Source organism: Pseudonocardia sp. P-1, from assembly GCF_058111925.1.
Window position 1 is genome coordinate 4,180,848 of sequence record NZ_CM176614.1, and the last position, 14,441, is coordinate 4,195,288.

15 protein-coding genes are annotated in these 14,441 nt (G+C 75.4%); 7 read left to right on the forward strand and 8 right to left on the reverse strand.

Annotation, left to right across the window (positions count from 1 at the left end; translation table 11 throughout):
* Positions 1 to 11: 11 nt before the first annotated feature.
* Positions 12 to 839, reverse strand: a complete 828-nt coding sequence (locus AC0GKK_RS20590) for a crotonase/enoyl-CoA hydratase family protein (RefSeq protein ID WP_489882329.1) — start codon at positions 837 to 839, stop codon at positions 12 to 14.
* Positions 840 to 871: 32 nt separating this feature from the next.
* On the opposite strand from AC0GKK_RS20590, the gene AC0GKK_RS20595 reads away from it, so the two are divergent.
* Positions 872 to 1,810: an SMP-30/gluconolactonase/LRE family protein gene (locus tag AC0GKK_RS20595; protein WP_489882330.1), complete on the forward strand. Its 939-nt coding sequence runs from the start codon at positions 872 to 874 to the stop codon at positions 1,808 to 1,810.
* A gap of 9 nt (positions 1,811 to 1,819) precedes the next feature.
* On the opposite strand, the gene AC0GKK_RS20600 is transcribed toward AC0GKK_RS20595, so the two are convergent.
* The 3 genes from AC0GKK_RS20600 to aroA are packed head-to-tail and all read right to left on the reverse strand — an operon-like array spanning position 1,820 to position 4,981.
* A complete protein-coding gene (locus tag AC0GKK_RS20600; protein ID WP_405415254.1) occupies positions 1,820 to 2,620 on the reverse strand; it encodes a hypothetical protein in 801 nt (266 codons plus the stop codon).
* 47 nt (positions 2,621 to 2,667) lie between these two features.
* Positions 2,668 to 3,687 carry a ribosome small subunit-dependent GTPase A gene (gene rsgA, locus AC0GKK_RS20605; RefSeq protein WP_062397505.1) on the reverse strand — a complete coding sequence of 340 codons (1,020 nt, stop codon included), beginning with the start codon at positions 3,685 to 3,687 and terminating at the stop codon, positions 2,668 to 2,670.
* Position 3,688: 1 nt separating this feature from the next.
* Entirely contained in the window at positions 3,689 to 4,981 is a 1,293-nt protein-coding gene (aroA, locus tag AC0GKK_RS20610; RefSeq protein ID WP_489882331.1) for a 3-phosphoshikimate 1-carboxyvinyltransferase, read from the reverse strand.
* Positions 4,982 to 5,016: 35 nt separating this feature from the next.
* On the opposite strand from aroA, the gene AC0GKK_RS20615 reads away from it, so the two are divergent.
* Genes AC0GKK_RS20615 through AC0GKK_RS20625 form a run of 3 tightly spaced genes read left to right on the forward strand, consistent with a single transcriptional unit; the run spans position 5,017 to position 7,404 of the window.
* Entirely contained in the window at positions 5,017 to 5,835 is an 819-nt protein-coding gene (locus tag AC0GKK_RS20615; protein WP_357546826.1) for an SOS response-associated peptidase, read from the forward strand.
* The gene (locus AC0GKK_RS20620) at positions 5,832 to 6,440 is read left to right on the forward strand and encodes an alpha/beta hydrolase family protein (RefSeq protein WP_489882332.1); all 609 of its coding nucleotides are present in this window, start codon (positions 5,832 to 5,834) and stop codon (positions 6,438 to 6,440) included. The genes AC0GKK_RS20615 and AC0GKK_RS20620 overlap by 4 nt, the downstream gene beginning before the upstream one ends.
* A 40-nt stretch (positions 6,441 to 6,480) precedes the next feature.
* Positions 6,481 to 7,404, forward strand: coding sequence for an ABC transporter substrate-binding protein (locus tag AC0GKK_RS20625; RefSeq protein ID WP_489884042.1), 924 nt, complete (start codon positions 6,481 to 6,483; stop codon positions 7,402 to 7,404).
* On the opposite strand, the gene AC0GKK_RS20630 is transcribed toward AC0GKK_RS20625, so the two are convergent.
* The 3 genes from AC0GKK_RS20630 to ybaK form a co-directional block, all read right to left on the reverse strand.
* Positions 7,367 to 9,586: a putative bifunctional diguanylate cyclase/phosphodiesterase gene (locus AC0GKK_RS20630; protein ID WP_489882333.1), complete on the reverse strand. Its 2,220-nt coding sequence runs from the start codon at positions 9,584 to 9,586 to the stop codon at positions 7,367 to 7,369. The two genes, AC0GKK_RS20625 and AC0GKK_RS20630, sit on opposite strands and share 38 nt — an antisense overlap.
* Before the next feature lie 20 nt (positions 9,587 to 9,606).
* Positions 9,607 to 10,392 (reverse strand): SAM-dependent methyltransferase, encoded by a 786-nt coding sequence (locus tag AC0GKK_RS20635; RefSeq protein ID WP_489882334.1) that lies wholly within the window; start codon positions 10,390 to 10,392, stop codon positions 9,607 to 9,609.
* Positions 10,393 to 10,541: 149 nt separating this feature from the next.
* Positions 10,542 to 11,018: a Cys-tRNA(Pro) deacylase gene (gene ybaK / locus AC0GKK_RS20640; RefSeq protein ID WP_489882335.1), complete on the reverse strand. Its 477-nt coding sequence runs from the start codon at positions 11,016 to 11,018 to the stop codon at positions 10,542 to 10,544.
* 315 nt (positions 11,019 to 11,333) lie between these two features.
* Between ybaK and AC0GKK_RS20645 the strand changes: the two genes are divergently transcribed.
* Complete coding sequence (locus AC0GKK_RS20645; protein ID WP_062403710.1) at positions 11,334 to 11,978, forward strand: sigma-70 family RNA polymerase sigma factor; 645 nt, start codon at positions 11,334 to 11,336, stop codon at positions 11,976 to 11,978.
* Between the two features lie 41 nt (positions 11,979 to 12,019).
* Positions 12,020 to 12,364, forward strand: coding sequence for a mycothiol system anti-sigma-R factor (gene rsrA / locus AC0GKK_RS20650; RefSeq protein WP_062403708.1), 345 nt, complete (start codon positions 12,020 to 12,022; stop codon positions 12,362 to 12,364).
* A gap of 83 nt (positions 12,365 to 12,447) precedes the next feature.
* Here rsrA and AC0GKK_RS20655 read toward each other — a convergent pair whose 3' ends face one another.
* A complete protein-coding gene (locus AC0GKK_RS20655; RefSeq protein WP_369804880.1) occupies positions 12,448 to 12,522 on the reverse strand; it encodes a 50S ribosomal protein bL37 in 75 nt (24 codons plus the stop codon).
* A gap of 92 nt (positions 12,523 to 12,614) precedes the next feature.
* Here AC0GKK_RS20655 and AC0GKK_RS20660 point away from each other — a divergent pair, with 92 nt between their 5' ends.
* A complete protein-coding gene (locus tag AC0GKK_RS20660) occupies positions 12,615 to 14,129 on the forward strand; it encodes a sensor histidine kinase (RefSeq protein WP_073576822.1) in 1,515 nt (504 codons plus the stop codon).
* Positions 14,130 to 14,441 lie beyond the last annotated feature (312 nt).

Sequence of the window (14,441 nt, forward strand, 5' to 3'; positions counted from 1 at the left end):
CCGGCGGGCGGTCAGCCCGTCCCCGGCGGCCCCGGCGCGGGATCGGCGAACACCGGGTCCCGCCCCTCCAGCCGCGCGGTCACGGCCTCGCGCTGGTTCGGGCTCGCGATCAGCGCACCGATCTCGGTCTGCTCGGCGGCGAGCTGCTCGGCGGGTGGGCGCGGCGCCGCGAGCAGCCGCTTCGCCGCACGCACGGCGTGCGGGTTGCGGGCGGCGATCTCGTGCGCGGTCGCCAGCGCGGCCGCCCGCGGGACCTCGGCGGTACGGGTCGCGAGCCCCAGCGCGACGGCCTCGGTGCCGGACACCGTGCGCCCGGTGAAGGTCAGGTCGCGGGCGACGTCGCGCCCGACCAGCTGCGGCAGCAGCAGCGTGCCGCCCATGTCGGGCACCAGGCCCCACACGATCTCCAGCACCGACAGCGTCGCGGTGGGCGCGACGATCCGCAGGTCCGCCCCCAGCGCGATCTGCAGCCCGCCGCCCAGCGCGTGCCCCTGCACGGCGGCGATCACCGGCACGTCCAGCTCGGCCCAGACGTGGGCGGCGCGCTGCCCGGTCGCGTGCGCCGGGGAGCCCTCGCGCGGCGGGGGCAGCTCGGCGGTGGCCGAGAGCCGTTCACCGGAGCGCATCGCGCGGAACATGTCGCGGTCCAGCCCGGCGCAGAAGTCCGGCCCGTCCGCCGAGAGGACCACCGCGCGGACGTCCGTGCGGTCGCGCAGCGCCTCCGCGGCGTGCACGATCGCGGTGAACTGGGCGACGTCGAGGGCGTTGCGGCGCTCCGGGCGGGTGAGCCGCACCTCGGCGACGCCGTCGTCCACGGTGGTCCGGACGCGCTCGCTCATGCCCCGGACCGTAACCCGGATCGGAGGCCGGTATGGCGTTCGTCGCGCCGCAGCTGCACGAGGTGACCCGGGGGCTCGCGTTCCCGGAGGGCCCGGTGGCGCTGTCCGACGGGTCGGTGCTCGTGGTCGAGATCGCGGCCGGGCGGCTGACCCGGGTGCTGCCCGACGGCGGCCACGTCACCGTCGCCGAGACCGGGGGTGGCCCGAACGGCGCCGCGATCGGCCCGGACGGCGCCGTCTACGTCTGCGACAACGGCGGCTTCACCTGGCACACCCGCCCCGACGGCACCGTGTACCCGGGCAACCAGCCCGAGGACTACCGCGGCGGCGCGATCCTGCGCGTCGACCCCGACACCGGCCGCTCCACGGTGCTCCACGACGGCCTGCGCGGCCCCAACGACATCGTCTTCGCCGCCGACGGCACCTTCTGGTTCACCGACCTCGGCAAGCGCCGCCCCCGCGAGGTCGACCTCGGCGGGCTGTACCACGCCCGTCCCGACGGCTCGGCGCTCACCGAGGTCGTGCACCCGCTCATGACCCCGAACGGCGTGGGACTGTCCCCGGACGGGTCACGGCTCTACGTCGCCGAGACCGCCACCGGCCGTGTCTGGTGCTGGGCGGTGACCGGACCCGGCGCGCTCGCCGCGCCGCCGGAGCTGCCCGGCCCGCCCGGCCCCGGCGACGCCCGGCTGCTGCACGGCTTCGCCGGGTTCCGCAACCTCGACTCGCTCGCCGTCGACGGCGACGGGAACGTCTGCGTGGCCACCCTGGTCTCCGGCGAGGTCAGCGTGCTGTCCCCGGCCGGGGAGCTGCTCGGCACCGTCGCGCCGCCCGAGCACGACCCGCACGTCACGAACATCTGCTTCGCCGGCGCCGGGTCGCGCGAGGCGTGGGTCACCTCGTCGGGGTGGGGGCGGCTCTACCGCTGCACCTGGCCGGTCGACGGCCTGGACCTGGCGTTCCGCCGCTGAGGACCCGGGTCAGCCGCGGACCGGCGGCTCGATGGTGATCGGGGCGCCCCAGCCGTCGTAGCGGACGAGGACGTCGAGCGCCGCGCCGTCGGGGAGCTGCTGGCGGACCCGGCTGCGCAGCGGCCTGCGCTCGGCGTCGACCCAGATCTCCGCGCTCAGCCGGGTCAGCCCGGCCCGCTGCTGGGCCTGCAGCGCCGTGCGGCGCGCCGGGTCGGTCTCGGTCGCCGCGGCCCGGACCAGGTCGACGACCAGTGTGTAGTGCACGGCCGGGGTGCCGTCGACGGCGTCGTCGGCGGCCTCGGCGACGAGCACCGCGTCCGGGTAGCGCGCGACCGCCCCCAGCGGGTCCAGTCCGGCGGCGACGTTCGCGGCCAGCGTCGCGTGGGACATCTGCTCCGGGGGCAGCGCCACCCGGCCGGCCTCGCCCCAGCCGCGGTCGCCGGGGCGCAGCCAGGTCCGGCCGTCGATCCGGATGAGCTCCGTGCTCCGGGCGACCGCGCCGGACGGGCCGGAGCGCAGCAGCAGCCGCACCGCGGGGGCGTCCCCGTCCTGGCCGACCCGCAGGGCGCCGTCGCCGGTCACCGGGACGGTCGTGCCGTCGTGGGTCAGGGTGCCCGCCACCGACAGCGTCGAGCCGCCGTCGAGCCGGGTACGGGCCCGGACGTCGGTGATCAGCGGCGCCGGGTCGTAGTACTTCGGCAGCGCGGCGGGCGCGGCGGCGGGCGGTGCGGGGGTGTCACCGAGGGAACCGGGCCAGGCGCAGCCGGTCAGCCCGGGCACCAGCACCGCCCCGCACAGCAGCAGCGTCATCGCGCGCCGTCCCGGCACTACCCGCTCCCCGGCCGTCGTCGTGATGGTCAGAACCTGTCGCTCGCCAGCGCCACCAGCACGCGGCGCAACGCCTCGAGTCTGCCTGCTGCGAGTGCGCCGGAGGCGACCAGGTCGTCCAGTGCGCACTCCGGGTCGGCGGGCGGCCCGAGGTGCCCGCAGCCGCGCGGGCAGTCCTCGATCGCGGTCGCCAGGTCGCCGAACGCGGCGACGACGTCGTCCGCACCGACGTGCGCGAGCCCGAACGAGCGCACCCCGGGGGTGTCGACGACCCAGCCGTCGGCGTGCGGGAACGCGAGCGCGGCGGTGGTCGTGTGCCGTCCCTTCCCGACACCCGACACGACCCCGGTGGCCTGCTCGGCGGCCGGGACGATCGCGTTGACCAGGGTGGACTTGCCGACCCCGGAGTGCCCGACCAGTGCGCACAGCCGCCCGGACAGCTCCTCGCGCAGCGCGTCCAGCCCGGACGGAGGCCCGGACTCCGAGCGCCCGGTCACCAGCACCGGCACGCCGAGCTCGCGGTACTGCGCCGCGAACGGCTCCGGGTCGGCGAGGTCGGACTTGGTCAGGCACAGCACCGGCTGCAGCCCACCGGCGAAGGCCGCGACCAGGCAGCGGTCGACGAACCCGCTGCGCGGCACCGGGTCGGCGACGGCGGTGACCACGATCAGCCGCTGTGCGTTCGCGACGACGATCCGCTCGTAGGGGTCGGTGTCGTCGGCGGTGCGGCGCAGCACGGTGTCACGCTCGGCGACCCGCACGATCCGGGCGAGGGTGTCCGGCTCACCGGACAGGTCCCCGACGAGGTCCACCCGGTCCCCGACGACGACCGGCGTCCGGCCCAGCTCGCGGGCCCGCATGGCGACGACCTGGGGCAGGCCCGGGTCGGCGTCGACCGCGCAGGTCCACCGTCCCCGGTCGACGGCGGTGACCATCGCGCGGGTCGCGTCGGCGTGTGCGGGCCTGCGCTTGCTGCGCGGCCTGCTCCCGCGCCGTCCGGGGCGGACACGGACGTCGGACTCGTCGAGCCTGCTGATGTCGCGGGGCATGTCAGTTCCCGACCAGCGCCGCCCACCGCCCCGGGAAGTCCGGGATGGTCTTGTCGGTGCTCGCGACGTCGTCGACCTCGACGCCCGGCACCACCAGCCCGATGATCGCGCCCGCGGTCGCCATCCGATGGTCGGCGTAGGCGCCCCACGGCCGGTCGGATCGCCCGGTGAGCGGCTTCGGCTCGATGACCAGGCCGTCCTCGGTCTCGGTGACGGCACCGCCGAGCGCGGTGATCTCGGTGGCGAGGGCGGCGAGCCGGTCGGTCTCGTGGCCCCGCAGGTGCCCGATCCCGCGCAGCCGCGAGGTGCCCGAGGCCAGCGCGGCGACCGCGGCGACGGTGGGGGCGAGCTCGCCCGCGTCGTGCAGGTCGACGTCGACACCGGCGAGCCGGTCCGGTCCGGTCACGGTGAGGCCGTCGGCGGTGTGCGTGACCGTGGCGCCGAACTGCTCCAGGACCGGCAGGACGTCGACGCCGGGCTGGGTGGTCTCGGCAGGCCAGCCGCGCACGGTGACCCGCCCGCCGGTCACGACGGCCGCGGCGAGGAACACCGAGGCGTTCGACAGGTCGGGCTCGACCGACCAGTCCCGCGCCGCGACCGGGCCGGGCTCGACCCGCCAGGTGTCGGGCTCGGTGTCGTCGACGGCCACCCCGGCGGCGCGCAGCATGTCCACGGTCATCGCGATGTGCGGCAGCGACGGCAGCGGCGCGCCCTCGTGGACCACGGTCACGCCGCGCTCGAACAGCGACCCGGACAGCAGCAGCCCGGACACGAACTGCGACGACGCCGACGCGTCGATCGTGACCTCGCCGCCCCGGACCGGGCCGCCGTCGAGCACGAACGGCAGTGCGCCGGCGGCGCCGTCGTCGGACACGGTGGCACCGAGTGCGCGCAGCGCGTCCAGCACGGTGCCCATCGGGCGCTCCCGGGCGCGCGGGTCGCCGTCGAAGCGGACCGCACCGGACGCCGTCGCCGCGGCCGGGGGGACGAACCGCATGACCGTGCCGGCGAGCCCGCAGTCGACCTCGGCGGGCGCCTCGGGGGTCCCGCCGCGCAGCCCGGGGTGCGCGCCGATCTGCACCGTGTCCCCGAGCGTGGTGACCGGGACGCCGAGCGCGGAGAGCGCCCCGGTCATCAGCGCGGTGTCGCGGGTGGGCGGGGCGCCGTCGACCCGGACGTCGCCGCCGGACAAGCCGGCGAGCAGCAGCGCACGGTTGGTCACCGACTTCGACCCGGGGACGGTGACGGTGCCGGTCACCGGCGACCCGGGCGTGGGGGCGGTCCAGTTGCTCACGCCTCCATCCTTCCCCACGTGGGAGGATGGGGCGCATGTGCGGCCGTTACGCCTCCACCAAGGCCCCCGCGGACCTGGCCGACGAGTTCCACGCCGTCGACGCGACGCAGGAGACCTCGCAGCGTCCGGACTACAACGTGGCGCCGACCAAGGACATCACCGTGGTGGTCGAGCGCCACCCCCGCGACGAGAGCGGCGAACCCGACCGGGACACCACCGAGCGGTCGCTGCGCACCGTGCGCTGGGGGCTGGTGCCGTTCTGGGCGAAGGACCCGTCGGCGGGTGCGCGGATGGTGAACGCCCGGTCCGAGACGATCACCGAGAAGCCCGCGTTCCGCCGCGCGGCCGCGTCGCGGCGCTGCCTGTTCCCGATGGACGGCTGGTACGAGTGGCAGCGCCACGACGCCGTCCCGAAGTCCCAGGGAGGAACCGGCAAGCCGACCAAGCAGCCGTACTTCACCCACTACGCCGACGGCGCCACGATGGCGATGGCGGGCATCTGGGAGTTCTGGCGCCCCCAGGGCGACGAGCTGACCGAGAAGTACCCCGACGGGCTCGTCACCGCCTGCGTGCTCACCACCGAGGCGGTCGGCCCGCTGGCCCAGGTGCACGACCGGATGCCGCTGCTGCTGCGCCCCGACGACTGGTCGGACTGGCTCGACCCGGACCGCGGCACCGGCGACGAGGGGGTGACCCGGCTGCTGGTCCCGCCGTCGCCGGAGCTGGTCTCCACCCTGGACATCCGGCCGGTCTCGCCGCAGGTCAACAACGTCCGCAACAACGCGCCCGAGCTGCTCGACCGGCTCCCCGACGACCAGGTGACCGAGCCGATCCAGCTCGACCTGCTCTCGTGACCGCGGCGCGCGAGGTCGACACCCCGCGCGGCCCGGCCCGGGTCACCCTGCACCGGGCGGGGTCCCCGCGCGGGCTGCTGCTGCTCGGGCACGGCGCGGGCGGCGGCGTCGACGCCCCCGACCTGGTCACCGCGACCGCGGCGGCCACCGCCGCCGGGTTCGACGTCGGCCTGGTCGAGCAGCCCTACCGGGTGGCGGGCCGGCGGGCCCCCGCCCCGGCCGGGCACCTCGACGAGGCGTGGCTCGCCGTCGTCGCGGCGGTGCGGCCCGGCCACGACGGCCCGCTGGTCGTCGGCGGCCGCAGCTCCGGCGCGCGCGTCGCCTGCCGCACGGCGACGACGGCCGGTGCCGCCGCGGTGCTGTGCCTGGCCTTCCCGTTGCACCCACCGGGCCGCCCGGAGCGGACGCGGGCCCCGGAGCTCGAGGCGGCCGGGGTGCCGGTGCTCGTGGTGCAGGGCCGCAACGACCGCTTCGGCGTCCCCGGGGACGGTCCGGACCGCCGGGTCGTCCTGCTCGACGGCGACCACGGCCTGAAGCGGCAGCACGACCTGCTCGGGTCCGCCGTGGGGGAGTGGCTGGCGACACTCACCCGGGGGAGTTCGTGAGGGTTGCCTACCCTCAATCTTGGCCTATGTTCGGTTCGTGATGATCAGACCGTTCGCCCGGTTCGTGGCGGTGCTGCTGGTACTCGGGACGGCCGTCGGCTGCGGTGCGGGTTCCGGCCCCGGGCCCGAGGCGCCGGATGGCTACACCGTGACCCACGCGATGGGTGAGACCCGCCTGCCCGCCCGGCCTGCCCGGGTCGTCGTCCTCGACTCCCCGCACCTCGACGCGCTGGTCGCGCTCGGGACCGTCCCGGTCGGCGCGAGCGTCTCCGCCGCCGGCGCGGGCTACCCGCCCTACCTCGCGGACCGGCTCACCGGCACCGAGCCCACCGGGCTGATCGCCGAACCGGACCTGGAGGCGGTCGTCCGGCTGCGCCCCGACCTGATCATCGGGTCGGCGGTCCGGCACCGTCCGCTCTACGACCAGCTGTCCCGGATCGCTCCGACGGTGTTCTCCGTCGGCAGCGGCACCGCCTGGGAGGAGCAGGCCCGGGTGACGGCCGACGCCGTCGACGCCCGGCCCCGGATGGAGGAGCTGCTGTCGGGCTGGCGCGAGCGCGCGGTCACGGTCGGACGCGAGGTCGGCGCTCCCGGCCGGACGGCCTCGATCGTGCGGTTCCGCCCGGAGTCGTTCCGGCTCTACGGCCCCCGCAGCTTCTCCGGTTCGGTGCTCACCGCGATGGGCTACGACCTCGGCGACCGTCCGTGGAACGAGTACTCGATGATCGAGAGTGCCCCCGAGCTGGCCGGGAGCATCGACGGCGACGTGGTGTTCTTCACCGACCGGGCGCAGGACCCGTCGTCGGGCTCCCGTGCCGCGGTCGCACGGCTGTGGGGCCCGCTGCCCGCGGTGCGCGCGGGCGCGGTGCACGAGGTCGACGACGAGACGTGGATGGTCGGGATCGGCGTGCTGGGCGCCGAGCGCGTCATCGACGAGGTCCGGGAGCGGGCCGCCGCGGGCTGAGCCCCGGGTCGCCGCCGGCCGCGGTGAGCCGGGCGGCGATCTCCGCGGCCGGGGCCGGGCAGCCCAGGTGCCAGCCCTGACCGACGTCGCAGCCCAGCTGGTGCAGCCGCCGGGCCTGGCCCTCGGTCTCCACCGACTCGGCGACGACGGTCAGCCCCAGGGTGTGGGCCAGCTCGATCATCGCCGAGAGGATCACCGGGCTGTCGACGTCGTGAGGGACGCCGTCGTCGTCCGGGCAGGGGCCGCCCCGCCCGGTGACGAACGACCCGGCCAGCTTGAGCACGTCCACCGGGAGCCGGTGCAGGTAGACCAGGTTGGAGTAGCCGGTGCCGAAGTCGTCGATGGCGATCCGTACTCCGAGCCGCGAGAGCTCCTCCAGCGCCTGCACCGGACGCCCGGCGGCGGACATGAGGTCGCTCTCGGTCAGCTCCAGCTGCAGCGACGACGCGGGCCACCCGGTCCGCTCCAGCACGTCGGCGATGCGGGCGACGGCGTCGGGCCTGCGCAGCTGCTGGCCCGCCACGTTCACGCTGAGCACGAGCCCGGCGTCGGCGCCCGCGTCCACCCAGGACCGGGCGTCGGTGCAGGCCCGCTCCAGCAGGAGCAGCCCGAGCGGCACGATGAGCCCGGTCTGCTCGGCCAGCGGGATGAACACGTCCGGGCCGAGCCGCTCGCCGTCGGCGGTGCGCCACCGGGCCAGCGCCTCCACCCCGACGACCGAGCCGTCGTGCAGCGACACCAGCGGCTGGTACTCCAGGTGGAACTCACCGCGCTCCAGAGCGCCCGGCATCCGCCCGGCCAGCTCGAACAGGTGCACGTCGTTGGCGTGACGGGCCGGGTCGAACACCGCGATCCGGTCCCGGCCGTCGCGCTTGGCCCAGTACATCGTGGTGTCCGCGGCCTGCATCAGCTCGGCCGCCCCCTCGCCACCGACGGCGCCGGAGCCCACCGCGAACGGCCGGTCGACGATCCCGATGCTGGCCGAGACCACGACCTCCCGGCCGCGCACGTGCACCGGCCGTCGGACGACCGCCAGCGCCTGCTCGGCGACCGCGGTCAGCTGCTCGACGCCGGCGCAGCGCTCCACCAGTACGACGAACTCGTCGCCGCCCATCCGGGCGACGGTGTGCCCGGCCGGGCGGAGCTCGGCGTCGAGGCGGTGTGCGACGGTGCGCAGGAGCTGGTCGCCCGCGTCGTGGCCGAGGGTGTCGTTGACGGCCTTGAAACCGTCGAGGTCGAGGTAGCAGACCCCCACCGGGGCGGGCGAGCCGTACGGGCCGGCGAGCGCGGACTCGAGCCGGGTGAAGAACAGCGAGCGGTTCGGCAGCCCGGTGAGCGGGTCGTGCTCGGCCTGGTGGCGCAGCCGTGACTGCAGGCGGCGCCGCTCGGTGACGTCGGAGACCATCGCGACGAGGTAGCGGGGCTCGCCGTCGGGGGAGCGGACCAGCGAGACGGTCAGCTCGGTCCACACCTGGTCACCGTCGGCCCGGAAGTAGGACTTCTCCATCCGGGCGTGGCCGATCCGCCCGGCGAGCATGGCCTCGATCTGCGGCCACATCTCCGGGGTGTCCTCGGGGTGGATGAACTCGAACACCGACCGGCCCACGAGATCGCCCGGCCGGTAGCCGAGCATGGCGGTCAGTGTGCGGTTGGCCTCCAGGATGCGGCCCCCGGTGTCGGCGACGCTGATGCCGAGCACGGAGCTCTCGAAGACGACCCCGTAGCGCGCCTCGGACTGCCATCGGGCGTCCTCGGCGGCGGCGCGCGCCGCGAACGCGGCGGAGCTGATCCGTTCCTGCTCCAACCGGGTGCGGTCGCGCAGCGTCCGGGCGTACCCCGTCGACAGCGCCCCGACCGCCGCGGTCCAGCGGCGGAACCGTTCCGGGTCCGGGGTGGGCCCGGCGAAGTGCCGGGCCAGGACGTCGATCGAGCAGCGCAGCGCGGCCGGGTCGGTGAGGTGCGCGGCGACCAGCTCGGCGCCGACCTCCTCGGCGATCGCCTCCTCCGCCCGTCCCTCGACGACGGCGGTGAACCACCAGGCCGCGCCGGACAGCACCGCGTACAGGTCGGCGCGGGCGGCGGAGACGAAGTTGCGGGCCTCGATGGCGCGCACCCAGGCGTCGGCCAGCGCCGACGGCCCCGGTCCCTGCCCACCGGGCAGGACGGGGACGGGCTTCGCCACGACGGCTCTCCCTCCGACGGTCAGATCCCGGGCTGCCCGGCGTGACGGGCGACGGCGGCGAGGCCGGGGTAACGCTGCGCCTCGGGGCCCACCGGGGACTCCGGACGCCAGAGCGGGATCCGCACGACGCCGGGCTCGACCAGCTCCAGATCACCCAACAGCGCCGCGACCTCCTCGGTGTCGCGCATCCGCATCCGGTTCGGGGACCTGTCCCTGTTGTAGAGGTTCTGGGCCCGGCTCGCACCGGAGAGGCCCCCCTCGTCACTCGCGTGGCTGACGACCACGTGGCTGCCGGGGGCTGCCGCGCCGGCGTAGGCGGCGATGATCCCGGCCGGGTCCGCCTCGTCCGGGACGAAGTGCAGCACCGAGACGAGCAGCACCGCCACCGGCCGGGACAGGTCGAGGTGGGCCCGGGTCACCGGGTCGTCGAGGACGCGGAGCGGGTCGGTCAGGTCGGCGGCGAGGACGGCCGTCGACGGGTCGCCGTCGAGCAGCGCACGGCTGTGCGCGACGGCGATCGGGTCGTGGTCGACGTAGAGGACCCGCGCGTCGTCGCAGGCGGTCGCCGCGACCTCGTGCACGTTGCCGACGGTCGGGATGCCGGACCCGAGGTCGAGGAACTGGCGGATCCCGTGGGCGCACAGGTGGTGCACGGCCCGGCGCAGGAACGCCCGGTTGGCCTGCGCGACGGCCGCCATCTCGGGCAGCGCGTCGAGCACCTTCTCGGCGAAGGCGCGGTCGGCCTCGAAGTTGTGCGACCCGCCCAGGTAGTAGTCGTAGACCCGGGCGACGCTCGGGCTGGCCATGTCCACCTCGTCGGGCGCCCATGCCGGTCGGTCCACGCGTGCTCCCCGTAGCTCGTCTCGATCGGTGGCGACGGCGTCCTGCTGCCGTCGGTGATCGACCCTACTGGCGCGGTGCCCGGATCGGACCCCGTCCGGGTGACCCTCTGCGGTCAGCCGGTTGCGATCGGTGCGACGACGGCGCCGGTGAGCGCCACCAGGTCCGCCGGGGCGAGCTCGATCTCCAGGCCGCGCCTGCCCCCGGAGCAGAACACCGTCGGGTGCTCCTGCGCCGAGGCGTCCAGGACGGTCGGCAGCCGCTTGCGCTGGCCCAGGGGCGAGATGCCGCCCGCGACGTAGCCGGTGGCCCGCTCGGCGTCGGCGACCTCGGCCATGACGGCCTTCTTCCCGCCCGCGGCGGCGGCCAGCGCTTTGAGGTCCAGCTGGGCCGACACCGGCACGATCCCGACCGTCATGGCCCCGTCGACGAGCGCGACGAGGGTCTTGAACACCCGGCGCGGGTCCTGCCCCAGGACGGCGGCGGCCTCCTCGCCGTAGCCGGCGCCGTCGTGGTGGGTGTAGGTGTGCAGCTCGTGCGCCACGCCGCGCCTCGCCAGCAGCGCCGTCGCCGGGGTGCCCCTGCCCGCCATGGTCGTCCTCCCATACCCGTCCCCGGGGCCGTGCCCCGGGCGCCGACGGGAACCTACGGGAATGCCCTCCGGCGGCGCACCGTTGTTCCGTACGTGACGACATCAGTGATGGAGAGGCCCGGGGCCGCGCCGCCGGACGGCCGTGAGCGGCCGGGGCGCGTACCCTCCGACGCGTCCGCCGTGCCGGTGACCCGCACCGGTGCGCGACTCGTGTCACTGGAGAGGGAACCTTTGTCAGTACAGCCGGATCAGCCGGGTCAGCCGGAGACGGGCGCGGCAGGGACCGATCCCGCGGAGCTCGCCGCCCTGGTGGGTGTGGCCGACGCCGACGGCAACCGTGCGCCCGAGGACGAGAGCGTCTCCGACCGCACGGCCCGCTTCGAGCGTGACGCGATGCCGCTGCTCGACCAGCTCTACGGCGCGGCGCTGCGCATGACCCGGAACCCGGCCGACGCCGAGGACCTGGTGCAGGAGACCTTCCTCAAGGCGTACTCGGCGTTCGGGTCGTTCCGCCGCGGCACCAACCTCAAGGCGTGGCTGTACCGGATCCTGACCAACACCTACATCAACGGGTACCGCAAGCGGCAGCGTCAGCCCCTGCAGTCGCCGACCGACGAGATCACCGACTACCAGCTGGCCCAGGCCGGTGAGCACAGCTCGACCGGTCTGCGCTCGGCCGAGGTGGAGGCCCTCGACGCGCTGCCCGACAGCGACGTCAAGGAGGCCCTGCAGGGCCTGCCGGAGGACTTCCGCATGGCGGTCTACCTCGCCGACGTCGAGGGGTTCGCCTACAAGGAGATCGCCGAGATCATGGGCACCCCGATCGGCACCGTCATGTCGCGGCTGCACCGCGGCCGGCGTCAGCTGCGCGACATGCTGACCGACGTGGCCCGCGAGCGCGGATTCGTCCGCGACGGGGCCGCCGGCGCGACCGGGGACCGGGAGGTGACGGCATCGTGAGCGCCGCCGAGGACTCGGGCGCACCGCTCGAGCGCAACCCCATGATCCAGGACCCGCCCGCGAACACCGGGTGCACCGAGGTGCTGGCCGAGGTGTGGCTGTTCCTCGACCACGAGTGCGACCAGGAGCGGCGACGCCTGCTCCAGCAGCACCTCGACGAGTGCGCGCCCTGCCTGGCCGAGTACGGCATCGACGAGAAGCTGAAGGCGCTGCTGGCGCGCAAGTGCGGCGGCGAGGCGGCCCCGGCCGGGCTCAAGGACCGGCTGCGGTCGCAGATCCGCTCCGCGGTGCTCGAGCAGGCCCAGGTGACCGTGGAGAGCGGCCCGGACGGCACGAGCGTCTCGGTGTCGCACCAGCGCACCGAGTACCGCCGCTCCGGCGGCTGACCGGCACCGCCGCTCCGGCGACACACGCGAGAGGGCGGGCACCCCACCGGGGTGCCCGCCCTCTCGCGTCGGTGCCGCCGAACTCAGCAGTTCGGCTTCTTGCCGTGGTTGGCGCCCTTCTTGGCGCGGTCACGGCGCTTGCGTGCACGCTTGGACATCTCGACCCTCCTTCCCGTCCGGGTCACGGTTCCGCGGCGTTGCCGCGGGAGCTTCGTACGCGCGATTCTCGCATGTGGTGGGATGGGCGATCGTGACCACGCTGAGCGAGCTGCTCGCCGAGCACACGACGATGGACGGCGAGACCGCCGATCACCTCCAGCGCGTGGTCGGCGAGTGGCAGTTGTTGGCCGACATGTCCTTCGCCGACTTCCTGCTGTGGGTGCCGCTGGACGACCTCCACGCGGGGACGGGCGGTGCCTCCCGGGCGGCGACCGCGCAGTTCCTGTGCGTCGCCCAGGCCCGGCCGACCACCGCGCCGACCGCCCACCCGGACGACGTCGTCGGCCGCCGGGCGGTGCCGGTGGAGGTCGGTCAGCTGCGCCGGGCGGTGCTGGAGGGCCGGATCTGCCGCGACGACGACCCGCGCTGGCACCTGGAGGTGCCGGTGCGCCGGGAGACCATCCCGGTGCGCTTCAAGGGCCGCACGGTGGCGGTGCTGTCCCGGGACACCAACCTGTCCACCCCGCGCGTCCCGAGCCCGCTGGAGATCGCCTACCTCGGCAGCGCCTCGGACCTGTGCCAGATGATCGTCGACGGGACCTTCCCGCCGCAGTCCGGTCCGCCCGGCTCGGCCGAGGGCAGCCCGCGCGCCGGGGACGGCCTGGTCCGCCTCGACGTGCACGGCAACGTGGCCTACGCCAGCCCGAACGCGCTGTCGGCGTACCACCGCATGGGCCACGCCAGCGACGTCGCCGGCGCCGACCTCGCGACCGTCACCAAGGCGCTCGTGCTGGACCCGTTCGACGCGAAGGACGTCGCCGGCCGGATCAACGAGGCCCTCGACGGCGCCCCGTCCACCCGGATGGAGGTCAAGGGCCGCCGGGCGACGATGCTCGTGCGCGCGCTGCCGCTGCGGCCCCGCGGTGACGCGGCGGGCGCGCTGGTGCTGGTCCGCGACGTGACCGACCTGCGTCGCCGGGACGCGGCGCTGATGAGCAAGGACGCCACCATCCGGGAGATCCACCACCGGGTGAAGAACAACCTGCAGACGGTCGCGGCGCTGCTGCGGATGCAGGCTCGGCGCAGCGAGAACCCGGAGGCGGGCCGGGCGCTGGAGGAGTCGGTCCGCCGGGTCACCTCGATCGCGCTCGTGCACGAGGCGCTGGCCTACTCCGTCGCCGAGGTCGTCGAGCTCGACGAGCTGCTGCCGAAGGTGCTGCCCGCCATCCGCGACGGCGCGACGACCGAGTCCCGCGCCCGGGTGCGCGTCGATTCCGGGTTCGGGGCGCTGCCCGCGGCGAAGGCCACCCCGCTGGTGCTGGTCCTGGCCGAGCTGACCCACAACGCGCTGGCGCACGCCTACGACCCCGGCACGGCGGGGGAGGTGGTCGTCAGCCCGGTGCGCTCGGCGAGCCGGCTGGAGGTGTCGGTGGCCGACGACGGCCACGGCATGCCGGTCGACTTCGACTTCGAGAGGTCCAAGGGGCTGGGTCTGCAGATCGTGCGGACCCTGCTGACCTCCGAGCTGGAGGCGACGATCGAGGTGCGGGCCCGGGAGGGCGGCGGCACGGTGGCGGTGGTCCGGGTACCACTCGGCGGCTCCTGAACGCCCCACCGCCCTTCGGGCGTGCTCCCAGGGGAACTCTCGTGGCGTAGAGCGCCCCGAAAGTTCCCCTGGGAGCAGGCCGGCGGAGCCGCGCAGGACGGCTCGGAGAGGGCCCAGGGACGGCGCGGACGACGGCGGTCAGAGGCAACCGGGGACATGCTCGCCGTCCCCGGGCGGTCGCTGCGGTGCGGCGGGTGACCGATCCCGGTCACTCCCGGTGACCCGGGGCGTGGACGGGGGCCCGGAGGGCACCGGATACGCTCGTCCCGTGACCGTTGATCCCGGTGCCGTGGTCGCGCCGGCACCGTGGTC